Raw genomic sequence first — 25,869 nt, 5'->3', positions numbered from 1 at the left:
TGCATAACTATGGTTGGTCACCTATCGGCTTTTAGCTCCAATACTAAGTCTCGTAATTCAGCTGCCCGTTCAAAGTCAAGTGCTCTAGCCGCTTCTTTCATTTCATTTTCTAAATTGTGAATTAGTTTTTCCCGTTCCTTCTTCGATAGCTTTCCATATTTCTCTGTTACAGAATATTGTTCTTCCTCTTCTGCTGCATGTGTAGCACGTATCACATCGCGTATATCTTTTTGAATTGTTTTCGGTACAATTCCATGTTTCTTATTGTACTCTTCTTGTAACGTTCTTCTCCGTTTCGTTTCTTCAATCGCAATTTTCATCGAATTGGTCATATTATCAGCATACATGATTACCATACCATTTTCGTTTCGGGCTGCCCTACCGATTGTTTGGATTAAAGATCTTTCGGAGCGCAAAAAGCCCTCTTTATCAGCATCTAAAATCGCAACGAGGGAAACTTCTGGAATATCAAGTCCTTCCCGTAAAAGGTTGATCCCAACGATACAATCATATTTACCTAAGCGCAAGTCGCGAATAATTTCTATTCGTTCCAATGTTTTAATTTCCGAATGCAAGTACTGTACTTTAATTCCTAAGTCTTTTAAGTAATCCGTTAAATCTTCGGACATTTTTTTCGTTAATGTCGTGACGAGAACCCGTTCGTTTTTGTTAATACGTTCTTGTATTTCACCAACTAAGTCATCAATTTGTCCTTTGATCGGGCGCACGTCAATGACTGGGTCTAAAAGTCCAGTCGGCCGTATAATTTGCTCCACTACTTCTGGACAGTGTTCCATTTCATATGGACCTGGTGTTGCCGAAACAAAAATAATTTGATTAATATGGTCTTCAAACTCTTCAAATTTTAACGGTCGATTGTCAAGAGCAGAAGGTAAGCGAAACCCGTGATCTACTAACACTTGCTTTCGAGCTCTGTCTCCATTGAACATTCCGCGAATTTGTGGAATCGTTACATGGGATTCATCCACAACTATTAAGAAGTCATCTGGAAAGAAATCTAATAAAGTATAAGGTGTTGCTCCAGATTCTCGCAAAGTCAAATGTCTGGAGTAGTTCTCAATTCCAGAACAAAATCCCATTTCCCGCATCATTTCTAAATCATAATTAGTCCTTTGCTCAAGCCGTTGTGCTTCTAATAATTTTCCTTGTTCCCGTAATTCGGTAAGCCGCTCTTCTAACTCTTTTTCAATATTTTTTATGGCAATTTTCATGATATCTTCTCGAGTTACGTAGTGGGAGGCAGGGAAGATTGCAACATGCTCTCGATCCCCAATAATTTCACCTGTTAATGCATCGACTTCACGAATTCGGTCAATCTCATCTCCGAAAAACTCCACACGAATACAGTGCTCATCCCGGGATGCTGGGAAAATTTCCACAACATCACCTCGAACACGAAAAGTCCCGCGTTGGAAGTCAATATCATTTCGACTATATTGAATATCGACCATTTTTCGCAGCAATTCATTCCGCTCCAGTTCCATTCCAGTCCTTAGTGAAACGACTAGTTCGCTGTATTCTTCAGGAGAACCTAATCCATAAATACAAGAGACACTGGCAATGATAATAACATCTTTTCTTTCAATTAATGCCGATGTTGCCGAGTGGCGTAATTTATCAATCTCATCATTTATACTGGCATCTTTTTCGATGTATGTATCAGTTTGAGGTACGTAGGCTTCTGGTTGATAGTAATCATAGTAGCTGACAAAATACTCTACTGCATTATTAGGAAAGAACTCTTTAAACTCACTGTACAATTGTCCTGCTAACGTCTTATTATGAGCGATAATTAACGTTGGTTTATTCACTTCTTTTATGACGTTCGATATAGTGAAAGTCTTTCCCGTACCAGTGGCACCAAGCAATGTTTGGTACTTTTTCTTTGCATGAACCCCTTCCACTAATTGGCGGATAGCTTCTGGTTGATCCCCTTGAGGTTCAAACTTGGAAATTAATTCAAATTTATTTTCCGTTCTATTCATGATTTCATCACCCTTTAATATAATCTGTCACGCAGAAAGTTTTATCAAAAAATCAACTGTCAAAGCTTGATGAAATATGCCGATAAATAATAATTATATTCTAACATACATAATAGATAAAACACTAGCAAGAAGCGAACTAATATTCGATTAATTATTTTGACAAATATGGAACAGTTAAAATTTTACTCTTGTCAGCTGTCCAAAAACATAGTATTGTTTTTATTGAATGTGATAACTTTAACAAGTAAGTTTATGTTAGTATGCCAATGTGGATATGTGAATTTAATCTATGTGAATATAATCACAAAATTTCCAGGTACACCCTACTGTTCAGATTATTCGCAATTGTTGGGGACAGTCCCCAACAAAAGGGTGGAGCCTGTTTAAAGGGGAAACTGTATGTCTAATCAACCGATTGATGCTGTTTATGAGTCTGCTGTTAGGAAGCGGGATATGTTGTCGTTTGAACCTTTGAAGTTTTTTATGGGGGCAAGTTTGGCTGGTATGTATGTTGGCTTAGCGGTTATATTCAGCTTTACTGTTGCAAATGTGTTCCAGTCTAGCGGTTCTGCTGCAACTGCTCTTTTAGGAGGAATTACTTTCTCCATTGCCTTATTAATGATTATTATTGGTAAAGCAGAACTTTTCACTGGTAACACTCTTTATTTATCGATGAGTACGTTAGCCGGAAAAACTTCTCTTAAAGACCTAATATTTAACTGGGGAGCCACTTATGTAGGCAATCTCCTCGGCGTCTTATTTTTCACCTTATTATTTGTCTTAGCTGGCAATTTTGCTGAAATTAGTTCTGACCACTTTCTAATCCAAATAGCTACGAAAAAAAGTAATTTGACTGTTACCGAGCTTTTTTTCCGAGGGATATTGTGTAACTGGCTAATTTGTTTAGCCATTTGGCTACCGTTACACGTTAAAGAAAATGGCGCAAAAATCACATTAATTATCTTTTTAGTTACTGCTTTCTTCGTTTCTGGTTACGAGCATAGTATTGCTAATATGGCGATTTTTTCCATTGCATTAGCATCCCCACATCCTGATACAGTTACATTAGCGGGGGCAATTAACAACATTATTCCAGTTACTTTCGGAAATATTGTTGGGGGAGCCGTGTTTGTAGGAGCAGTTTATTACTATTTAAATAAAAAAGTAAAGAAAAAAGAAGCCTTTCACATCATCCAACATGCCAACACCCAAGAAGAAACAGTATATCACGACTAAAACATAAAAACCCTCCAGCATTGAGCTTGGAGGGTTTTAAAGGGGACAGTCCCCCACCCTGTTAACGCGTTAAAGTGCTAAAGTGTTTACCAACTTTATCGTAAAAGTTATGATAGGAGTCGAGGTAAAAGTCTGCTCCTTGTTCATTGTTTTGGAATAGGCATGTTTGGGCGCCTATTTTCTTTCCTGGAATTATGTCCAGAAGCCGATCTCCTACAACTAAATCAATGGTATGCTTTTTATGCAAATATTCGTAGGCAGCTGGATCTGGTTTGCGGGGAAAGCCATCATCTCCGGAAACAATTTCTGTAAAATAACGAAGCCAACCATGTTCCCCTAAAATACGTTCGGTCTCCTGCCGTGCTTTATGAGTCATAATAACATTTTTACCGACATTTTTTAATACCGTTTCTAAATATGGAAATGGAGCCACTTGACTAGTTGGCCATTCACTTTCTAATTGACGCACTTTTGCCACATCCGCTTCTGATAAATGAAAGTAATTTGCCGCATGGGTAAAGGAAACTTTTAATTGTTGATAAACTTCTTCATCCCTTACCTCTTCTTTAATCACTTTTTGAAATAATGCAGTGTACATCGGATATGTATCAAACAGTGTTCCGTCGAAATCCCATAGAATCGTTATGTTTTTCAATGGTTGCAATGATTGTTCCTCCCACTGTATAAAAAATTTGCTACTTTGATTGTGTCAATGATCTTTTTGTTTGTCAACGGTGGCAGAACGGTTAGGTAGCCACTGATAATCCAAAAAACCTCTTAAACTAGTTATTTGGGGAAAGTTGTTTTTAATGAAATTCGACAACCATTTTTACTAGTGGAAATAGACAACCGAAATGCAAACAAGCACTTATTTACTCACTTCTCCTCTTTAAACATTTTTAACCGGTACTAGCAACGTATTAGTCAAAAGCGAACGGTTACCCTCGACCATTATTATCCGAAGTAAAACTTGTGCAAAAACTATAACATTATCAAATTAACAAAAACGGCATTCCAGTAATCAAAAATAAACTGGAATGCCTCATTTTTAAAGAAAATCGATCCAAATTTTAATAGCAGTTGCTAAAATTAACCAAGCTAGAATGACCTGCAACAGCTTCGTTTTCATCTTTTTCCCGACAATAGCACCAATTGGAGAAGCAATAATACTAGCAACTATCATTACTATTGCTGGCACATAGTCTACTTGCCCTGTCGTTAATTTTCCAAATGTCGAACCGATAGATGAGATAAATGTAATAGCAAGCGATGTTGCGATCGTCATCCGAGTTGGGATTTTTAAAACAACGAGCATAATTGGTACTAATAAAAATGCTCCTGCCGCACCAACAATGCCTGAGGCTACACCGACGAGAAAAGCTAAACTGGTAGCTAATATGCGATTGAATTGCACTTCATCTAATGCCTGATCATCCAACCCTTTTTTCGGGACGAACATCATAACTGCGGCTAATGTAGCCAAAATCCCATAAACGAAATTGATCATCGAGTCAGAGAGCATTTTCGAACCAAATCCTCCGAGGAAACTGCCAATTAAAATACTAATCCCCATATACATTATTAATCTTTTATTTAAATAGCCGTCTTTCCGGTATGCCCACACTCCACTAATCGTTGCAAAAAACACTTGAACAGCGCTAATACCTGAAACTTCATGGGCAGTAAAAGCGGTAAATCCGAGTAGCGGAGGAATATATAGCAACATCGGATATTTAATAATCGAACCGCCAATTCCGACCATTCCAGAAATAAATGACCCGACAAAACCAATCATAAAAATGGTTACGATAAAAGAAAATTCCATATTTTTTCACGCTTTCTGTTAATTTATTGCATGGTTAGACCATAAAGCAACCTAAAACAAAATAAACAGTTTTCCGGTTACCAACATAGTTTATTTCGATGTTATCAAAAACTTTTTAGGTGCGAACCAGTGCATTACTTTTATTTGAGATTTAGCGTTCATCAACTATTCCGTCCTACAAGTTGCATTTTTAATAGGCTATGTTAACGAATGGTATTGATTTCCGTTTCAAATTTATTTGTGACGAAAGCGAAGTGACAGGATCAGGCGGACGTTTTTCTCGGATACGGCTTCAGTCGCTTCGACGTTACTCGACTCCAGTGTCATCAGCTTGTGCTGTCCCAGCCGGAGTGGCTGCCTTACACAACAATCAACAACTGCCGAAAATAAATTATAAACAATAACATAGCCTTTTAGTAAAATTTACGTGTGAATTATCGTACAGCACAGCGATTTGGACCGATTTCCATTTCACGCTGTTCCTCTTCTGACGGATTAATTTTACCCATATTCGTCTGACGGATTTCTTGATATGCGTTCGGTTGTGGTGGTAAATTTTCCGATACAATAGCTCTAAACTCTTGCTCATCCTCAATATTTAACCCATGATTTTTTTCTAATAATACACTTAATTTTTCGGCTACTGTCCCGTTAGCGTTTAACTCTTCAACAATCATGAAGTGAGCTGGTAAAACGACGAGGTCGGCCGACAATTCACGGTATCTGTTATATAATGTATTTCTTAAATCAGCGACCCAATCTTCTGCTTTCCCCGCAAGGTCTGGGCGGCCAATGGAATCAATGAAAAGTATATCTCCTGTTAGTAAGTATTTACCATCAACAATAAAGGATGTGGATCCAATCGTATGACCAGGCGAATAAATTGGCTGAATGTCTATCGTTGTCTTCCCGATTGTAATGTTATTTCCTTCTAGTAACGGTTCAAATGAAAAGACAACCTCTTCTGCATCTTTTGGTGGTAACCAGTAAGTAGCGCCCGTTTCCGCTGCGATTTTTCTACCGCCTGAAATGTGGTCAGCGTGTAAATGAGTGTCCAAAACATGTTTGATAACTACCTTTTTTTCTGTGGCAAAATCAAGAAAAACATCTGTCATTCTCGTCGCATCAATAATAGCTGCTTCTCCATTGGATAGAACAGCGTATGACAAGCACCCTTTTCCTATTCTAACAAACTGATAAACTTCGCCACCATCTGAAAGGTCTCCAACTTTCACTGGATGCAAATATTCACTCCAAGCTTTCATTCCACCTTTTAAATAAGCTACTTCTAACCCTTTTTCTGAGAGCATTTCTGCTACAAAGACGGAAGAGCCTTCCTTCGCACAAACGACTAAAATGTCTTTGTCTGATGGTAGTTTGTCTAAAATTGGCTCCACCCCGTCTAATAATTCAAAATAAGGTATATTTAAATATTGGAAGTTTTCCCCTTCAATTTTCCAGTCGTGAAACGCATCTTCATTGCGCACATCGAATATAAATAAATCCTCTTTTTGAATGATCTTTTCTGTCACTTCTTTTGGTGTCATAATTTGGACAGCCATCTCATATACCCCCTATAGTATTATTTTGCGTAAAAAAACGCCTTATTTTATAGACTCATTGTTATTAATATTAGAAAGTGTCCATTTATTTCTAAACTATGAATTTGTCGCTACTGATGTAATGAATTGAGCGGAAATCAACAAAAAAGTTTGCGAATTAAAGCTTCTTTTTCCGTTAAATTCCATATTTATATGTCACCGTTACTCCACCACTCCATCCCAAGCACTCATTCCTGGGACAACATTTACAACATGTGGGAAACCTTTTTCTGTTAATAACTGTGCTGCTAAATCACTCCGATTTCCTGTGCGACAAATAACGTAAATGGTTGTTTCATTATTCAACTCATTCAAGCGACCTTCCAATTTTCCTAGTGGGATAGACAAAGCTCCAGGTACATGACCAAAGGAAAATTCCGCCTCTTCACGGACATCTAGTAAAGTAATAGGTTGGTTGGAAGCGAGGATTTGTTGTAACTCCTCATTACTAATTACGTGAGGGTGTTTCTTTTCTTGCGCATCTGCCCCACTTGATTTCCGTAAATAGTGCTTTAAAATAGTCCCTTCCTCAATTAAACCGATATATTGGTGTCCAGCACTTTTTGCCCAAGCTTGTAAATCTGCTATTGAACCTTTATCGGTTGCTTGAACTTCTAAAACTTCACCAGGAGATAAATCTTGAAACGCTTTTTTTGTTCGGACGATTGGCATTGGACAAGCTAGTCCCTTAGCATCTAAAATTTTATCTGCGTGAACCATAATATCCCTCCATTTATTTCTATTGATGGCCCACTTCATAGGAAAAATAACTAATGTGCGTGGAAGTGGGCTAGTTATGAATAAAGTTTTTCGTTTATCTTGAAAATGAGCAATATATCCCATTCTCAGTAGTGGAAAACGAATTTCGTCAGTGGCTACCGTGCAATGTCTTTCATCTTCAATCGTAAAAAAAGCACATTTAGCGATAATCTATTTTCATCGCTGATGATTTCTACCGACATTTTACTAAGCATTTTTTCCAACGAGAGCAAACCCATGAAGTGCAAACCAAAATTGTTCTTTTAAAAAATCGGAAATTTATTCAACAGGTCCTTCCCAGTCGAGCATCCCACCGGACATATTCGCTACGTCGTATCCTTCGTTTTCTAACATTTGACAAGCGATACCACTTCGGTTACCAGAGCGACATACTAAAATGTACGCCTTTGTCTTATCTAATTCTGCTTTTCTATTTTCTAATTCACTTAGTGGAATGTTAACAATCCCTGGAATTTTTTCTTGTTCCACTTCATCCACTTCACGAACATCCACTAAATTTAGTTGCTGACCTGCATTCAATGCCATTTCTACTTCTTTCGCTGAGATTACTTTCATACAACTTCTCCTTTTACATAAATATGATTTTTATGATTTGCTTTGATTATGGATGACTTATCATGATTTAACAAAAAACAATAAAATTTTTCACTCAAAAACTATTTTCATCATGCTAATATTGTTTTAGCAGAACAATTAGAAAGAAATTTAAATAAATAAATTTACATTGCCATCTTCTGCATCTGCCAAATAGGCAGCAACACCAGCTAATTCAATGTTGTCTAGTAATTCTTCCTGTTTCAATCCTAATAAATCCATCGTCATTGTACAAGCAACTAGCTTAATTTCTTGTTCTTGTGCCATTTCAATTAGTTGCGGTAACGTGAGGGCATTATGTTTTTTTATAACTTTCTTTATTAATTTTGGACCAATTCCAGCAAAGTTCATTTTAGATATACCCATTTTATCCGCACCACGTGGCATCATTTTACCGAACATTTTCTCCAAGAATCCTTTTTCCGTTTTCAGTGCTTCGTCTTTTCGAAGGGCATTCAAACCCCAGAAAGTATGGAAAATAGTGACTTTATGATCGTAAGCGGCAGCCCCGTTGGCAATAATGTACGCCGCCATTGCTTTATCATAATCCCCACTAAATAATATTATATTTGTCGTCTTTTGCTTTTCCAATTTTGCGCCTCCTTACTGTAAAAAAAATCCAATTTTGTTAATCTTTTCGTTTTTTTGTTCGTTCGCTCAAAATTATCCTTTTTTAATGAAAAATTTAAATATAGCTCCGTCTTCCATTACGTCAATCAGCTCGTGACCACTTGCTTTCGCCCATGCAGTTATGTCACTTTTGGATCCCTTATCAGTGGCATGCACCTCTAATACTTCCCCAGATTGTAATTCGGCAATTGCCTTTCTCGTTCTTACTACTGGTAAAGGACATGCTAAACCCTTTGCATCTAACATTTTTTTAACTTCCATGAAAAAATTCCTCCTTTGTTTTAATAAGGGGGATACTCCCAATGATATGTAATTCTATTTTAAAGAACTGGTGTCGTTGCTTTTTTGAGATGGGAGAGAAGCCATTTAAGTATTTATTTCAGCTTTTTACTATTACCCCTATAGGTATATTATTATGTGAAAAAAAATATGTCAATGAAGAAGGTTTGAGCAGGGGGAAATTGGAGGTTTTTGTGATTGTAGTAATTTTATTTATATGTGGAAACCGGACTATCGTACGAAAATCTTGTTAAGTACTTCGTAATAGTCAGGCTTTTTTATTACTTTTTCTTAATAAAATAACTCGGCTTCAACAACAGACAATTTAGTTTTGTCCCAGCCTTTTTTATTACTCATAAAGTTCATTCCAAATCTTTTTGGCCACACTAAGACATTCATCAAAATGAAAATCCCTACCAAATGAATAATCAAAGATATTCTTGATAGCTTCTGCGATTTCTATTTCATCCCGACTATCTAAGACGGCATCCACTATCTCTTCAATTTCACGTTCATATTCATCTTCTGGAGCACCTCCAGCTAATAAATATTCTGGATCCCAGCTGTTTATATGTTTTTGTATAACTTTAGAAGCAATGAGTTTCAACATCGTCACCCTATTTGGTTATTTCGCTGACTTTCTATTGAACTACAATACTCTGTACTTACCAATGGTGTTAGACAATTTGCCCACGTTTTTTATGCTGTTTCAATAATAGCTCCAGTTCACTCACGTCATAAGGAGTATAATTGGCTGCCTGTTGTAAAGACATCCCATCATTCAGTAAAGCTTGCACGACTTCAAGAATCCCTTCTGTTTTCCCCTTTCTCCTGACACCCTGTAATCGACTAATCACTTCATTGTCTTGCTCTTGTTCATCTTTCAAATCAAAATATCTTTTTTCAGCATCCCTAACGATATCTCGAATTTCTTTTTCATACATTTTAGTTTTTGAGATCGAATTCGATTGTAACATTCTGATTTGAAGTTTCCGCACTTCAGTAAGCTCTGCATTCGTTAACAAATCGACTCTTCTTGCCATAGCAACACCCCTTTGAATGAAAATAACTAGCTTTTGGGTTAGGATTTTTATAATCTTTCTCCCCACTTATTTCACCGCCATTATTATAAAAACTTATGTTTTTTTAATAAATTTTTTAATACCCCCGTCTCATAGGGGCGTGTTTGTCATGCCTACATTTTGTTCCCTTCACCCTTGTTACACCTGACATAAATCATTGGCGTGTTTGTCAAGGGTAAATGGCGGGTCCTAACCTCAACTTTACGAAAGAAAATCCTCATCTAATCTGTTTTTCATAGAACTTTTGACACTACCAGGATGCGACTTTACTTCATCTTCAGTTAGACCAACTATGTCAAAATTTCAATCCTCGCACCCCGTGAAGGATGCGACTATTTTATTCACCCCTACGAAACTATACTAATAATTTCAATCCTCGTACCCCATGAAGGATACGACTATTTTATTCACCCCTACGAAACTATACTAATAATTTCAATCCTCGCACCCCGTGAAGGATACGACTTATACAAAGATATTATCATACGTACTCAAAAGATTTCAATCCTCGCACCCCGTGAAGGATGCGACAACTCAAAACAGCCCATTAAGTCGCAAGCGTTCAATTTCAATCCTCGCACCCCGTGAAGGATGCGACGTTAATACACCATTGTATGTGAACTGGAAACCAATTTCAATCCTCGCACCCCGTGAAGGATGCGACGATAAATGTCATTTATGCGCTAGATTAGGAGGGAATTTCAATCCTCGCACCCCGTGAAGGATGCGACCAAAAAGACAAAAGACTTAATCAAAGCACGTTGATTTCAATCCTCGCACCCCGTGAAGGATGCGACTAACTATGTATGATTGTATAAGGGCCGTAAAAGTATTTCAATCCTCGCACCCCGTGAAGGATGCGACATAATTGAGGGTAAAACAGGGCTCGGAATTGGAGATTTCAATCCTCGCACCCCGTGAAGGATGCGACACTTTTGGATTGGCAGGTGGACTAGGTTGGGCGGATTTCAATCCTCGCACCCCGTGAAGGATGCGACAAAAAAGAAAAAGGGAGTTCGTTAAAATGTTAAAATTTCAATCCTCGCACCCCGTGAAGGATGCGACCCATTTCAAAATATTCATATGTACCATATTTTGGATTTCAATCCTCGCACCCCGTGAAGGATGCGACTAGTCCAACCACTTGTCGAAGTAGTTACACCAGTTATTTCAATCCTCGCACCCCGTGAAGGATGCGACCTTCTAGTTCTTTTTGTGCTTTCTCGTACGTTTTATTTCAATCCTCGCACCCCGTGAAGGATGCGACACTATGTATGATGGTGTAAAGGCTGCAAAAAATGTATTTCAATCCTCGCACCCCGTGAAGGATGCGACGGGAATTAACGGATGGAGCAAAACTACTTTATGGTATTTCAATCCTCGCACCCCGTGAAGGATGCGACAAGAAGTATCTTTCCGAATAAGTAAGCCCGCTACCATTTCAATCCTCGCACCCCGTGAAGGATGCGACCTTTTCTTTTCCTTTTTACAACCCCTTTATGCCCCATTTCAATCCTCGCACCCCGTGAAGGATGCGACGTTAAAAAGTGATAATGTATAGCCCCTCTTTTTTGATTTCAATCCTCGCACCCCGTGAAGGATGCGACGTGCTCAATATGTTAGTTTTAAAAGTGATAAAGGTATTTCAATCCTCGCACCCCGTGAAGGATGCGACTATAAAAGAGCCATTTTCCTTTCATGTAGGGAAAATTTCAATCCTCGCACCCCGTGAAGGATGCGACCTAAATTATGTATTTTTACCAAATCCGAAAAAAATTTCAATCCTCGCACCCCGTGAAGGATGCGACACAAACGTGGGCATGTTTGCATACACAAGCCCAAATTTCAATCCTCGCACCCCGTGAAGGATGCGACTGTAATGCCAAAGGGATATTCAAGGATAAAGAACGATTTCAATCCTCGCACCCCGTGAAGGATGCGACGGTAAACCGAGTAAAACCTTTGTTATCAGACTCATTTCAATCCTCGCACCCCGTGAAGGATGCGACCTATACCGTTTTTAATCTTTAATATGGCAATTCGAGATTTCAATCCTCGCACCCCGTGAAGGATGCGACTTTGACTATGTAAGCGTTGATGTTATCAGGATTAAATTTCAATCCTCGCACCCCGTGAAGGATGCGACGACATAACAAGCAACGATAATATAAAGGGGTGTTTTATTTCAATCCTCGCACCCCGTGAAGGATGCGACAATGACAAAAAAGCAAGCTGAGCAACTATTCAGGATTTCAATCCTCGCACCCCGTGAAGGATGCGACACTAACCATGAGGGCAGAGTTGCCAACAACAGAGATTTCAATCCTCGCACCCCGTGAAGGATGCGACGTGTATTTTATTCGAAATGACACAAGCGATTTTTTATTTCAATCCTCGCACCCCGTGAAGGATGCGACATTGGCAAAAAATTCCATGTTATTATACGATATGTATTTCAATCCTCGCACCCCGTGAAGGATGCGACAAATTTTATTATTTGCTAGGTTGCATTATTTCTATTTCAATCCTCGCACCCCGTGAAGGATGCGACCTATTCGGCACAAAATTTGAGGGCTATCTTAACATTTCAATCCTCGCACCCCGTGAAGGATGCGACTATGGTACAAACGACTTATGGGCATTTACTAGCTATTTCAATCCTCGCACCCCGTGAAGGATGCGACCTTCTAATTCTGCTTGGATAGATATATCTTTTTATATTTCAATCCTCGCACCCCGTGAAGGATGCGACATTTTGACAAACCCATATTTCCAATAATTTTTTTATTTCAATCCTCGCACCCCGTGAAGGATGCGACAATAGATAGCTCGCTTGTGTGTGTCTCAATTTGTATTTCAATCCTCGCACCCCGTGAAGGATGCGACAATATTGGACATCAAACAAATCGATTGGCTTATAATTTCAATCCTCGCACCCCGTGAAGGATGCGACATTGTGTAGATACGTTTATATACACATGTTTGGTATTTCAATCCTCGCACCCCGTGAAGGATGCGACTACCAAGCACCTGCAAAAATGCTAGAAATTATGTTATTTCAATCCTCGCACCCCGTGAAGGATGCGACACCGCGAGACAGGCTATTGCCGTACGACTATCGTAATTTCAATCCTCGCACCCCGTGAAGGATGCGACATTTGTGCTTTAACTGACTTTTCTTTCCCTACATATTTCAATCCTCGCACCCCGTGAAGGATGCGACTTGGCTCTGCAAGTGCATCAGCTACATTTACTGCGATTTCAATCCTCGCACCCCGTGAAGGATGCGACTTAGGCGGCCAATTTGATTTAAGAGAGTTCGATATTTCAATCCTCGCACCCCGTGAAGGATGCGACTAATATAAATTTTGATAACTGGCAAGAGCGTATTATTTCAATCCTCGCACCCCGTGAAGGATGCGACGAAGCGGCATTGCACATTCACAAACGTTTAAAAATTTCAATCCTCGCACCCCGTGAAGGATGCGACTAAAAAACCTTTTTTATTCCCGCCTGTTTTTACAAATTTCAATCCTCGCACCCCGTGAAGGATGCGACGTCGTCCAACTGCTACTATTTCTTGGTTTTGACCATTTCAATCCTCGCACCCCGTGAAGGATGCGACTCGATTATTTGGTCTAAAGTCGCATAGTTATTTTTATTTCAATCCTCGCACCCCGTGAAGGATGCGACTCTGCGTATATTTTTCCATCTTCTTCCGTTACATTTCAATCCTCGCACCCCGTGAAGGATGCGACGAGGGGCTTCGGCTCCTCTCCAAAACAAAGGAGGAATTTCAATCCTCGCACCCCGTGAAGGATGCGACAGCGATTTTCATTAAAATTTTTATTAAAGCTACAAAGAAATCGCTATTTTCTTTAGATAACTAAAGAACATTAAACAAAAACTTATATACAAAAAGGAACATTTGTATAATTTTAGCAAAAAAACAGGTGCGAATCTCTCACGAAAAATATGTGCACTTTACATTCGCACTAAATAATCAAAGTACCTTCAATGTCAATTGATGTCTTTACACCAATATGTTCCACCTTATTCTTGTAGTTATTTCCTAGCTTATAAAATCTTAAGCTATCTTTATCTTTTTCAATTATATTTTCCAATTCAAATTTTAATGTTCTAAATTGAGTAGCGTCTACTATACATTCAAACACAGAATTTTGAACGCGTTGACCATAGTTTTGACAAATTTTTGCCACTTTCCTCAGTCTCTTTTGTCCGGCGACACTAACTGTATTAACATCATATGTGATCAAAACTAACATCTCGTCACCTACTTCCATAAGAAAGGTGGATACTCGTCTAAGTCTGATCGAAGAAAGCGAGCTAGTAATAAAGCTTGTGCATATGGAACTAGCCCCCAGGATATTTTTTCACCTAAGTAAGGATGGGTAATCTTTTCTTGTTTTTTTGCTTGCCAGGCTGTTAAAAACTCCCTTCTAGCCTCGTCTGTCATAATTACAGCTCCATTCTCCTTCTTCACAAAATCATCCTTATTAACTACTCTTTTGTTAATTAATGATAATACAAATCTATCTGCATACACTCCTCTTAATTCTTCCATTACGTCTAAAGCTAATGAAGCTCGACCAGGACGATCTCTATGTAAATAACCGACATACGCATCCAAGCCAACTGCTTCTAAAGCTGAAGCTGTATCATTCGCCAAGAGTGTATATGCAAACGAAAGCATTGCATTTACGTTATCAGTTGGTGGTCTTCGATTTCTTGAATAAAAATGAAAATCATCCTTCTGTTGAAGTATTAGTTGATTGAATACTTTATTGTATAAAGTAGCCGCTTGTCCTTCTAGTCCCCTTAACCTCTCCAAATCACCGCAAATTCTTACCTCCTCCATAATGGAAGATAGTAGTTTTGAAATTTCCTTGAATTGTGAAATATTAACCCTTAATGGGTAATCTCTTGTTGCTCTCTCAAGTATCCACTTATTATTAAAAATTTTACCTAAGATGAAATTTTTAGCAATTTTAGCTGACTCATTTTCATCATCTGATAATTTATATTGTTTTTTTCTTAAAATAACATTTCCTCTACTTTTCCCTGTTACCCTAGCTAAAAAACGACCATTCATCGTTAAAAAGATAATTGATATATTTTGATCTGCACAGTATCCCATTAATGCAGGGCTTGCACCTGAATATCCGAATGCTACAATCGATTCTAAATTATGAAGTGGTAGTCTCCCAATTGTTTCTTGTTTTTTCAAAAGTACTACATTGTCACCCTCTAATGATAAATAAACATCCGGTTGGGTTATAAATAATGTATTTAATAGTTTTTTCATTATTTTATCATCCTATCAATATAACTTTTCACCGTTTGTTTACTCATCAAAGTAGGTAAACAAATATTTTGCAAGGAACAGTTGTTGCAGAATTTTCCAATTTTCACTTTTGGAGTATATCTTTTTTTATAATAGTCGTGCATTTCCATAACAAGGGATTGAACCTTTTTTCTATACTCATCCGTTATTTGTATCTCAACCCGATGTTTAACTTCATGGTAGTAGATATATCCTTTATTTATTTTACAAACTAACATTTCTTCAAGACAGATAACTTGTGCAACCAATTGTAAAATATCCGAATCATCTGTTTTTGGTTTACCCCGTTTATATTCAATGGGATAAACCAAAAACCTTCCTTTTTCACCTTCTATTTCAATACCATTAGGGGCTTTTATTAATTCCACTACATCACAAATCCCAGTAATCTTTAAAACATTCGACTTTACAGGTAACGCCCGAATTACTATCTTTTCTCCCCTTTTTTCTCGAATAAAAGGATTATCTGCCTTGCGATGAAGATGTTGTCCTTCGACGGTTTTGACATTTTCTTCCCATTGTTGTTCAATGTGTATTAACGCCCATTGCCGTCTGCAAAATTGAAAATGCTGTATTCCTGATAATAAGAGAAAATCATCGTCATCATTATAGCCCATCAATAATCTCAACCTTTAACCCATCTAGAGGTTGAACAATAAACTCATAGTCATTGATTGATTTTGGCTCCTCCACTTTTCTTTTTATTTCTAATGAGCGATGAACTTTTGCAGAAGAATATTGCCCGATTTTTGTATCATGATCCCACCAGTAGACTTTATGGACTTCCATACTCCCATCTGGTCTTGCTGAAGATGCATCGTTTTCAAACAGGCTTATAAGCGATTTTTTAATTTTTTCTGCGTCTTCATTTGAAAAACCAGTCTTCTCTGCTAATTGAGTATTAATGCTGCCATAAAATACATAAACCCCAAAATCAACACGATGCTTCATTCCCATTGTATCTGATCCTTTATCTTTTCCAGGCTCGGAATTTACACTTTTCGTAATTTGTGTACTTATAATATCAATTGGATCAATACTAGTAGCAGTATGAATCGATACAGGTCCTCGAACTCCTACTGAAACACCACCACCAGTTCCTGATGCTTTAAAGGCAAAAACTTGTCCAAAGCTTCTTACATCTATCCATTCTTCACAAGCGATTTTTGCAAATTTATCGTCTGAGTTATTTTTTTCCTTTAATAACTTACTTAGTTCTGGCTTCGCATCTGCTCGTTCTCTTAAACTCTTAAATCCATCTACCGTACGATCATGTGATTGAACAAAGATTTTTTCTCCCATATCCAGTAATCGATTTCTGATTTTCCTTTTAATTGCAACATCAGATATTTCTCCATGGCCATCGTAATTTTGTCTCGGTCTATTGCCATTGAGCGGATCTCCGTTAGGATTGGCTCTAACTACAGATAATACTACTGCAAAGTCGATTTTATGATCTAAAGTACTCATTCATTATTCTCTCCTTCTCCTAATTTTTCTTCATGTTTTTTATATAATTCATGTCTTTGACTATAAAAACCAAGTAAATACTTACCAGAAAGTGGTTTGTTATTAAAATCCTCTATACATATACTAGAAGCAACTTCGTCAATTAACTTAGAAAAATATAATCCTTTTTTTCCTAGCCGCATTTGATATGGCTGTAAGCTCGCTTGAATCGTTTTCCATGTCCTTTCTGGATGTTTCGAAAAAGAGTTCATATAACGAATCGCATTAGTAGAACGGTTCTCATCAGGACCTAATGCCGATCTTTCAAGAACATCTGCTATTGCAAGTAGTCTTCCAAATAAATAATCCCGATTCTTATTTTCCTTGTCTAATGACACTGTATATCCCTCCTCTTTATTAATCAATGAACAAGCTATGCTCAATGTTTTTTCCCATTCCCACCTATCTTGTCCAGCGGGATTAGATGCCCGGTAAAAGGCACTTTTCACAATATCATTCGGAATATCTTTCTCATCAACAATACAAGGCAACATTCTTTCCATTAGTCCTTTTACAACTTTATCATTTGCATTTGGTCCGTATGCTGCAAAGGCTATATCTTTTGTAGCAGGTGCCCCCTCAAAAGTCACCCTTTTCCCGCCCTCGTTTTTCCGATATGTATGGCGCCACATACAGGTAGTGTGCCATTTAATTAATCGTTTTAAATATTCTTCTTTATTAATATTTCGATAGTAAAGAACTGCCATTCGACCTGGCGTTGCTGAATCGAGTATCAAAATATTAACATTTGATTTTAAAGATAAATTATTTTTATATCCTGCTATCGCTTTTGCAAATTCATCTGCAAAGTATTTTTGTGTATAGGTGACTCTTTCCTTTGGTTGTTCGGTTTTATCGATTAAATCTAACGAGTATAAATCATAAGTGTCGTCTGTTGAATCTGGTATATTTAAATCATCATTTCCCCAAATAAGAAAGACACGGTTATCAATTATTTTGCCTTGTCTATTAATTAACCATTTTAGGGCATTATGAGCCTTTTGGGACACTTCGTAACTTATCGTTGCTACTTGTTTGCTGTCTGTAAAACGTCCTCGAAAGGTAAATCCACTTTTGTCATTTGCTGAAATTAACTTTGCCTTATCTCCAGAATTACGGATTTTATTTGCATGTTTTTCCGCTAAGGGCAAACTTTTTCCCGTGATATAACAAATATCTTCTTCTACAAGTGATTCGTTATAGTATTTTATGAAGGAATCATACATATCTTTATCCTTCCAAACACTTGTTAATATTTTTGTTGGAGAATAAACATTAAAACGAATGAATGCGCTTTCTTGGTCGGCAGAAACTACAGAAAATATTTTTGGCTTTTCCCCATATAATTCCTCATATTCCTTTTTCCATTTTTTTATTAGCTTATTGTTAGAATCTAAATACAAAATCTTTTCATTTACTAAATCACTGATTAATTGACCCTTTTTTAAATAATTATAAATACTTTTAACTTTTGTTGTGGCGTATGGGGATAATGCCCATTTTTCTAATTGTTTAATATAATGGGCATACTGTTCTTCCCGCTTTTTTTCTCCTCCATGAGTAATGAAATCGCCGGCAACATACGAAAGTTTATCGTGTAATGGGTACGGTGCAATTTTTGAACCACGGCTTGCAGAATCTTCGGTAGCAGGAATTACTGTTATTGCGTCCGGACCATCAACTATTGATGCTGAGTGAAACTCACCATCTTCTGTTACTTGAACTTCGATATGTGCCGTTTGTGTTGTATGTGAGAGCGGTATTAGAGTGAATTCTTTGCCATTATATTTAATTTCTACCTTCCCAACTTGATCAATGTTTGACTCATAGGTTTCATATAAATTTAATAACCAGCTCAATTATTCCCTCCTCCTTCAATTTCTGCATATAACTCATCCACATGTGTAATATTTTCTTTATTGAATTGTTTTGGATTCATTTCTGACACAGTTCGTATTTGTGTACATTGATCAGGACGAATAAATTTAATTACACCATTTTGCATTACTGGGTTCCATAATCGGATTTGCATTTCATTTTTACCAATTTCATCTGGGTAATTAATACCATGCACCATCGTTCCAAAATGAATTTCCTCTATATCATCGTAAACACTTTTTCCTTCCCCAAATACACAAGGCTCGACATATCCTTGACATTCTCTAGCCCCTAGAAAAATATCTCTTCTCCCTCCAACTTTCAGCGATCGTTTTAGTATGTTGTGATGCTTATGTTCATTTCTATCAAAAGCCAAGTCAGGACGGTGCGGATTAAAAATGAAATGAGCACGAACTTGATAACAGACATCTTTCAGATAAGTATAGTTAGCGAGTGTGTTGCCCCCACTATACTCAATAGGTCGAATACCTTTCGACTCCATCCGAATAGGATTCATCACTCGAACTTCATCGATTATATACATGATAGTTGGTTTCCAATAAATGGATTCTACTATTCCCTTTATCGCTTGATACGTTGGTATTTGATAACTAAGCTTTTCCCCACCCATTTTCGTTAATGGATCTGTAAATAATGCATAATTTCCATATACTTTAAATTCAATCGAGTTCCTCAAAGAATTCACCCCTTTCAAAAATTATTTACATAATTAATATAACTCTAATATTCTTAAAAATCAACAATAAAATTATATATTATATGAACATTTCCTATTCTTTTTTGTATATGTTAAAATAAGTTGTCGCTTTTTAAAAAGAAAAGTGCGGATTGAAAAATATATTATATTATTTTGGAACCTATCAAGATATGATAGGTTCTTTTAAATAAAAAGGCCTTCTAACGAACTATCATTTTGAATATTTATACCAAACTCTCTACTATATGCACCTTCAGTAATTGCAAATATCTTTCCATCATAAAATGAAACTATCCCATTATTTTTAGCTAATTGGTCAAACTCGTTTTTATATAGATTGACAGTATATTGCTGTGCCATCCTTAATAGTTTTGTTAAATTTTCAATACTTCCATCTCCGTTTAATTCCAATATGATTTCCTTACCGTAACCAAAAGGAACAATAACTGAAGTAGTATTACTTTCAATTACTTGGAAATATTCTGCGGCAGTTTTATAACTATTAGCGATAAATAATGGTAGATTCTTTCCGAATTTTGCCTTATATCCTTGATGATAGGATTCACTGTCTCGCTTTGATTCCGTTAATAAATGGAGCATATTTTTTCCTAACTTAGGAATGCGATAATCTAGCTCATTTTCCATTCTATAATAAAATTCTTGGAAATATTTATTCATAGCTTGTGCAGACAAAAGATTGCCATCATATAGTTTGTTGTTGTATTTCATATCTGTTAAGATTCGAGCCGCAACCTCTTTACCTACTTTTATTTCTTTTAACCTATCTAACTTTTCTTCCAAATGGTCAATAACATATACAGTGCCTAGTTTTCTTTCACCATGTCGATTACATCTTCCAGCTGCTTGGGCAATTGAATCCAAACCTGCCAGTGATCGAACAACACATTCAAAACTAATATCGACACCTGCTTCTATCAATTGTGTGCTCACACAAATGATTTTTTCGCGTTTGTTTAGTTTTTCCCTAATTTCATCCAATATTTCTTTCCGATGGGCAGCGCACATAGATGTACTTAAATGAAAGACTGGTATTTCAACCATTTCCTTTAATTTTTCATATAATTTTTTTACAACCGACTTAGTATTTAGCACAACCATTACATTTTGAATTTTTTCTAAATGAGCTTGAATAAACTGGGCTAATCTTTCCGTATCATATTTTTCTTCCGTTGCTCTATCAATAATATCGACTCTTTTAAATGCATTAATGACATCTTTTAAGTCGCTAATAATTTCAGCATCATTATTTATCTGTAATTTATTTTTAACGAAGTCAAGAGCTGGTTGTGTGGCGGTACATAAAATGACACTGGACTTCCCATGGTTTTTTAAGAAATTAACGGCCCTATTGAATAGAGATACACAATGGATTGGGACCTTTTGTACTTCATCAAAAATAATGACTGATTCACATAAGTTATGAAGTCTTCTAATGTTTCTACTTCCATATGCATAAAAAGAATTCATAAACTGTACCATTGTTGTAAAAATAATAGGTGAATCCCAATTATCTTTAGCCAATTTTAATTTTTGTTGTCTAATTGCTATTCCATCTAGATATTCATCATTTTCATCATCATCAATAATATTAGAATGATGTTCTAAAACGTTCTCATCGTCTTGTAAAATTTTACGGACTACCTCTGCGTTTTGCTCAATAATCGTTGTATAGGGAACTACATAGATGATCCTTTTTTTGTCATACTTAATCGCATGTTTAAGAGCATAGCGTAAACTGGCTAATGTTTTTCCACCACCTGTTGGAATAGAGAGTGTATAAATTCCAGATTGCTTAGTAGCGAATTTTTCACATTGGTCTGACATTTCCTGCCGTAGCTGATTAATAGGATTTTTAATTTTATCATTGGTTTTGAAGGAGTTTATTTTTTGAATAAGCTTTGCATAATATCTTTCGAATAAGGCGATATGATTTATATAATTTTCACTAGCTACTGCATTTTCTTCAAACAATCTTGTATTGGTTCGATCTGCGTCAATTAAAGTACTGAAAACAAACTTTGTTAAAAACATCAAGTTATTCTCTATACCTTCCGTTGAATTCTTAAGTAAATATTTTTTCAGTTCTTCTACAGCACGGTCAACATATACATGAAAACTTTTTTCTGACATTACCTTTGCAAAAAAGGCATCTTTTGTAAGCTGGTAATTATTCAATTCCTTTTTAGACACTCTCTTTAAAAAATTCGATTCTAATTCTGTGTTTAAAAAATCATGTAGATACGAGTGGTGCGAAATTATAGAATTTCCTACGACTTCTGAAAGAATTGAATGTAGTTGTTTTTTTGGATGATGAAAAACTTCATATAGCAATTTACCACCAGCTGTTGAATGATCAACACTACCTCTTTTTGGGGGAGATAATGGATTTTTTACCGCTTCCAATATATATTCTTTAAATTCATTATTATATTTCCCCATGTCATGAAGCATACCTGCTAATCCAGTTATATGTTTAATACCTATTTTTTCACCATAAGACTCGGCTAAAAGCTTCACATCTAACAGATGTTGTTCCACAGTTTGGATTTCCCCATCACTTTGTCGAATATGTGCAATTGACAAATCCATGATAATCAACCTCCAAATACACTTGTACATAGGACTATTATACTACAAACAATACTAATAATGTTACATTTTTCAACATTTTCCACCAATACAAACATTTTAATAAACTGAAAATTTTAAATTGTTGGGGACAGTCCCCCGCTGCTTGCGGTACCGAAATAAAAACCCATTTTCGTTCATCCGTTGGTTTGGATGAACGAAAATGGGTTTTAAGTTAATTATTCATCTATTATTCTTCAATTATTGTTTCATGTGATTGGTCTTCATGTTTGGATTTTTTCTTACGGAATAGAAGGAAAGCTACAAGTAAAATCACTACAATTCCTGCACCGACGATAAGCATGATATTTCCGATGTTAAGGGTCTTAAATTCAAGCTCCATCGTTTGATCCTTCGTAATATCTAACTCCCACGAATAAGATTTACCTTTCACATCCGTTGCATTATGCTTATCGGCTTTAACAGGAGTATTAATGGTAAAAGAAATATCCGTATCAGTTAATTTGAATAATTGCATTGCCATTAATTCATCTGAATCCATTGCTCCACTTGACTTAAATGGAAAATCCCCTTTAATTTTAATAATATCTCCGAAAAATCCTTCGTCTACCTCAACAGTGAAAGGATTATTACCGATATCTTCGGAAAAACCATCGACTGCCCTTGAATCTAGAAATTCTTTTATACTATCAAACTTCTTCGATAATTTCATACCGACAAAATCGTCGTTTTCATATTCTTCAACTTTAAACCCTTCTTTTTCATATTCCTCTTTATCATCCATTAACGAATCCATTTGATTTTCGCCAGACAACTCAACTAATTTTTTCGAAACTCCTAAATTTTGGACGGATTCGATAGAACCATCTTTCCCAATGGTAATCTCTGTCCTAACTTGAACACACCCTGTTAATAAGAAAATCGCTAAAGCAAACAATAACATACTTAAAATTTTTTTCTTCAAAACATATCCCCCTAATTTATTCATCTTTTAAACTATCCAAATCCAATTGCTGAATCGAACAAACGAATCATTTCCATTGAAGTATATCATTTCCATAAGAGAATGACTACCGCTGCTTTTTAATAATTTCTTTAATCTATAGCTCTGTCCTTAGCACTTTCCCAACAAAAAAACATCGTAATGAATACGATGCTTTATCATATGTTTCTAATCATTTATTATTACAATTTCTCATTATTAAATATGTAAAAAAACCTACATAAGCAAAAAAATTGCTAGATAAATGTATCGTAGGAAACTTACGATACAACTTCATAGCCTTGATCATCAATTGTTTCTTTAATCGTTTCTAATGAAACAACTTCTGGGTTGAATTCCACTTCCACTTTGCCAGCGTCTAGATGAACTTCGATACTTTCTACCCCATTTAGCGCACCGACACTACCTTCAACAGCTTTCACACAATGACCGCAAGACATACCTTTTACTGTTAATGTTATATGTTCCATTAAAACATCTCCCTTTTTACATATAAATGATATGGTGAACTACTCCCGCGATTAACTTTCGGACGACCATTTTTCATGATTTACTATACATTACTACCTAATCCTTATCAAGCAAATTGATAGATAAACGGCTTACACACTTCGTAAGGAAAAAAGGATATCGCAATAAATTAGTACCTATTTGCCAGTTTTTTTATAGAAACTACGGAAAAATCTTGCTCTTAAACAAACTATTACTCGTTCCCATTGTGCCATATTTAATCAAATGATTAAGTCTCATTGCAATTTCCATTTATCCACATAAGAAAAGGAACCTTTATGCATGTGGTTCCTTTCCGGGTACTTTTCAATTTATTTCTTACTGATCATATTTATAATCAATCGACTTAACTTTCGATGTCTTGCGATAGTAAAAGATTATTCCAATAAGCGATACAACTATAACGAATAGCAAAAATTGGATTCGGTAATCATGTGCATAAGTACTTATCATATACCAATTAGCACCTAGTTTTTGACCGATAGAAATAAATACAAAACTAGATAAAAGCGAACCGGTATATGCAAATATAGCGAATTTACGAAAAGGAATTTCATTTATTCCTGCTAAGTAAGAGGTAATATGGCGAACTCCGGGAATAAAGTACCCGAAAAACAAAAAATACGCACCAAATTTATTCGCCACTGCTTTCATCTTGTTAAATCGGCTCTCCGTAAAAAAAATACGAGGTCCAATTCTTTTGACCAATGGTTGTCCAATTTTACTTCCTAAAAAATAGCTCAACGTTACTCCTACAACTGACCCGGCTAAAACGGATAGTAGAGCAGGAAAATATGCCATTTTTCCTAACGAGACATTATAACCAATAAAGGTGAGTACTACTTCATCTGGTACTGGCAAACCGATTATCCCAGCTGCTAAAACAACCATAATGATCAAATATCCGTAATGATCGAACCAAATATTTAAACTAGTTAACATTCTTCCGACCTCATTTAGAAAAATTATTCGCTATTATTAATTTGTGCATTCACACGATAAAATATGTGTAAAGTAGGAAACTTCCTAACAAATTTCCTGAAATTTTTACAAACATGACTACATTATAGCCTTATCAATTAAAAATTGCATCACTATTATTTTCCATGTATAAGTGAAAGTATCAACTTACAATTTTCACTTCCGTCGTATTCCGTCCCTTAAGAATAGGTAAAAAATACTTTTCCTTTTTATAAAAAATATCATACAATCAAATTTAAAGGGGAGATGTGTATGGAGTGGTTTGGTGGGAATTATGAGAAATATTCGTTCATTAGTTTTTCCTTAAGTCATTGGATAATGATTGGAATTTTCATTACTGGGGCTATTATCCTATTTTTATGGAGAAAAAACTTGCGGCAAAGAAACTTGCGCAAACTAGAGATTCTTCTTGCCCTTTCGTTATTATTGTTTGAAATTAGTTATCATCTTTGGGCAATGAATATAGGAATTTGGCATATTAGTGATTCTTTGCCATTAGAGCTTTGCAGTTTTAGCCTATTTTTAACAGCAGCTCTATTACTAACGAAGAAGCGACTTATTTTTGAAATTGTATTTTTTACTTCCTTATTAGGTGCTTCACAGGCAATAGCTACACCTGTACTTGATTTTGGCTTTCCACATTTTCGCTTTTGGCATTATTTTTATACTCATTTAGTAATTATTTGGATCGCTTTATACTTCGTTTGGGTAAAAGATTACTATCCAACTATTTGGTCCGTATTAAAGGTATTTATTTTTCTAAATATATTACTTCCAATCATCTTATTCATTAACAAATTAGTCGATGGCAATTATATGTTTTTAAATTATAAACCAGTTGGTGGGAGTCTATTAGACTATTTAGGGCCACATCCGTGGTATATTTTATCTTTGGAAGGTTTGCTCATTGGCTTAAGTATTATAACTTGGTTAATATTTCGAAACTGGAGACATAAACAACCGGAGAACTATCTAACGAACCATAGAGGAAAGACACGGTGAATTTTTAAAAAATCCCTTTTCCGAAAATAAGGTGCCTACTATCTATCAAAGTCCGCAGAATAAATTTTTCCTTTTAACATAGACACTTATGAAACTGATTTTTCACCATGGTGAATGAAAATAGCTGTATTTTCAGTGGAGTGGATTTTTTCATAAAGTCTAGTTTTTAAATAAACAACTATTTTTTAAAAGAGCCTTTCATTTAAAATATCAACAGACACTAAATAAAAAAGCTGGATGAAAGGGAGAATATGGTC

Annotated in this window: 22 protein-coding genes and 1 CRISPR repeat array; of the genes, 2 read left to right on the top strand and 20 right to left on the bottom strand. The window is 36.1% G+C overall.

Annotated features, from left to right (window positions below):
- Positions 1-17 precede the first annotated feature (17 nt).
- Positions 18-2,006 (bottom strand): excinuclease ABC subunit UvrB, encoded by a 1,989-nt coding sequence (gene uvrB, locus BN1242_RS08505; RefSeq protein ID WP_062354283.1) that lies wholly within the window; start codon positions 2,004-2,006, stop codon positions 18-20.
- Positions 2,007-2,408: 402 nt separating this feature from the next.
- Here uvrB and BN1242_RS08500 point away from each other — a divergent pair, with 402 nt between their 5' ends.
- Positions 2,409-3,245, top strand: a complete 837-nt coding sequence (locus tag BN1242_RS08500; RefSeq protein WP_062354280.1) for a formate/nitrite transporter family protein — start codon at positions 2,409-2,411, stop codon at positions 3,243-3,245.
- A 61-nt stretch (positions 3,246-3,306) separates the two neighbouring features.
- Here BN1242_RS08500 and BN1242_RS08495 read toward each other — a convergent pair whose 3' ends face one another.
- The 19 genes from BN1242_RS08495 to BN1242_RS08400 all read right to left on the bottom strand — a co-directional run bounded on the left by BN1242_RS08495 (position 3,307) and on the right by BN1242_RS08400 (position 24,571).
- Positions 3,307-3,909, bottom strand: coding sequence for an HAD-IA family hydrolase (locus tag BN1242_RS08495; RefSeq protein WP_275259448.1), 603 nt, complete (start codon positions 3,907-3,909; stop codon positions 3,307-3,309).
- 384 nt (positions 3,910-4,293) lie between these two features.
- Positions 4,294-5,070, bottom strand: a complete 777-nt coding sequence (locus BN1242_RS08490) for a sulfite exporter TauE/SafE family protein (RefSeq protein WP_062354277.1) — start codon at positions 5,068-5,070, stop codon at positions 4,294-4,296.
- Positions 5,071-5,504: 434 nt separating this feature from the next.
- A complete protein-coding gene (locus tag BN1242_RS08485) occupies positions 5,505-6,632 on the bottom strand; it encodes an MBL fold metallo-hydrolase (protein ID WP_062354273.1) in 1,128 nt (375 codons plus the stop codon).
- A 201-nt stretch (positions 6,633-6,833) separates the two neighbouring features.
- Entirely contained in the window at positions 6,834-7,391 is a 558-nt protein-coding gene (locus tag BN1242_RS08480; RefSeq protein WP_420806018.1) for a sulfurtransferase TusA family protein, read from the bottom strand.
- Between the two features lie 318 nt (positions 7,392-7,709).
- Positions 7,710-8,006: a rhodanese-like domain-containing protein gene (locus BN1242_RS08475; RefSeq protein WP_062354269.1), complete on the bottom strand. Its 297-nt coding sequence runs from the start codon at positions 8,004-8,006 to the stop codon at positions 7,710-7,712.
- 150 nt (positions 8,007-8,156) lie between these two features.
- Positions 8,157-8,636 (bottom strand): DsrE/DsrF/DrsH-like family protein, encoded by a 480-nt coding sequence (locus BN1242_RS08470; protein ID WP_062354266.1) that lies wholly within the window; start codon positions 8,634-8,636, stop codon positions 8,157-8,159.
- Positions 8,637-8,708: 72 nt separating this feature from the next.
- Entirely contained in the window at positions 8,709-8,936 is a 228-nt protein-coding gene (locus BN1242_RS08465) for a sulfurtransferase TusA family protein (RefSeq protein ID WP_062354262.1), read from the bottom strand.
- A gap of 367 nt (positions 8,937-9,303) precedes the next feature.
- Positions 9,304-9,561, bottom strand: a complete 258-nt coding sequence (locus tag BN1242_RS08455; RefSeq protein ID WP_062354256.1) for a DUF1871 family protein — start codon at positions 9,559-9,561, stop codon at positions 9,304-9,306.
- A gap of 70 nt (positions 9,562-9,631) precedes the next feature.
- A complete protein-coding gene (locus tag BN1242_RS08450) occupies positions 9,632-9,997 on the bottom strand; it encodes a hypothetical protein (RefSeq protein ID WP_062354253.1) in 366 nt (121 codons plus the stop codon).
- A gap of 339 nt (positions 9,998-10,336) precedes the next feature.
- A CRISPR array of direct repeats spans positions 10,337-13,862; the repeat unit is 33 nt; unit sequence ATTTCAATCCTCGCACCCCGTGAAGGATGCGAC.
- A gap of 169 nt (positions 13,863-14,031) precedes the next feature.
- A complete protein-coding gene (gene cas2 / locus BN1242_RS08445; protein ID WP_062354249.1) occupies positions 14,032-14,322 on the bottom strand; it encodes a CRISPR-associated endonuclease Cas2 in 291 nt (96 codons plus the stop codon).
- 8 nt (positions 14,323-14,330) lie between these two features.
- Positions 14,331-15,362 carry a type I-C CRISPR-associated endonuclease Cas1c gene (gene cas1c / locus BN1242_RS08440; RefSeq protein WP_062354245.1) on the bottom strand — a complete coding sequence of 344 codons (1,032 nt, stop codon included), beginning with the start codon at positions 15,360-15,362 and terminating at the stop codon, positions 14,331-14,333.
- Positions 15,362-16,018, bottom strand: a complete 657-nt coding sequence (cas4, locus tag BN1242_RS08435; RefSeq protein ID WP_062354241.1) for a CRISPR-associated protein Cas4 — start codon at positions 16,016-16,018, stop codon at positions 15,362-15,364. Before cas4 ends, cas1c begins: the two co-directional genes overlap by 1 nt.
- Positions 16,008-16,871, bottom strand: coding sequence for a type I-C CRISPR-associated protein Cas7/Csd2 (gene cas7c, locus BN1242_RS08430; RefSeq protein WP_062354237.1), 864 nt, complete (start codon positions 16,869-16,871; stop codon positions 16,008-16,010). Before cas7c ends, cas4 begins: the two co-directional genes overlap by 11 nt.
- Positions 16,868-18,769: a type I-C CRISPR-associated protein Cas8c/Csd1 gene (gene cas8c, locus BN1242_RS08425; RefSeq protein WP_062354234.1), complete on the bottom strand. Its 1,902-nt coding sequence runs from the start codon at positions 18,767-18,769 to the stop codon at positions 16,868-16,870. The genes cas7c and cas8c overlap by 4 nt, the downstream gene beginning before the upstream one ends.
- Positions 18,766-19,485 (bottom strand): type I-C CRISPR-associated protein Cas5c, encoded by a 720-nt coding sequence (cas5c, locus tag BN1242_RS08420; RefSeq protein WP_062354230.1) that lies wholly within the window; start codon positions 19,483-19,485, stop codon positions 18,766-18,768. Before cas5c ends, cas8c begins: the two co-directional genes overlap by 4 nt.
- A 204-nt stretch (positions 19,486-19,689) precedes the next feature.
- Positions 19,690-22,116, bottom strand: a complete 2,427-nt coding sequence (locus tag BN1242_RS08415) for a CRISPR-associated helicase/endonuclease Cas3 (protein WP_062354227.1) — start codon at positions 22,114-22,116, stop codon at positions 19,690-19,692.
- A gap of 229 nt (positions 22,117-22,345) precedes the next feature.
- Positions 22,346-23,080, bottom strand: a complete 735-nt coding sequence (locus BN1242_RS08410; RefSeq protein ID WP_062354224.1) for an LppM family (lipo)protein — start codon at positions 23,078-23,080, stop codon at positions 22,346-22,348.
- A 299-nt stretch (positions 23,081-23,379) separates the two neighbouring features.
- On the bottom strand, positions 23,380-23,589 hold the full coding sequence (gene copZ, locus BN1242_RS08405; RefSeq protein WP_062354221.1) for a copper chaperone CopZ: 210 nt from the start codon (positions 23,587-23,589) through the stop codon (positions 23,380-23,382).
- Positions 23,590-23,947: 358 nt separating this feature from the next.
- Entirely contained in the window at positions 23,948-24,571 is a 624-nt protein-coding gene (locus BN1242_RS08400) for a DedA family protein (RefSeq protein WP_062354218.1), read from the bottom strand.
- Positions 24,572-24,862: 291 nt separating this feature from the next.
- Between BN1242_RS08400 and BN1242_RS08395 the strand changes: the two genes are divergently transcribed.
- A complete protein-coding gene (locus tag BN1242_RS08395) occupies positions 24,863-25,612 on the top strand; it encodes a YwaF family protein (protein WP_062354216.1) in 750 nt (249 codons plus the stop codon).
- The last annotated feature ends 257 nt before the right edge of the window (positions 25,613-25,869 follow it).

The organism is Bacillus kwashiorkori (assembly GCF_001375515.1).
In the GTDB taxonomy this organism is placed as follows: Bacteria; Bacillota; Bacilli; order Bacillales; family Caldibacillaceae; genus Bacillus_BK; species Bacillus_BK kwashiorkori.
This window is presented reverse-complemented; position numbering and strand designations above follow the sequence as displayed.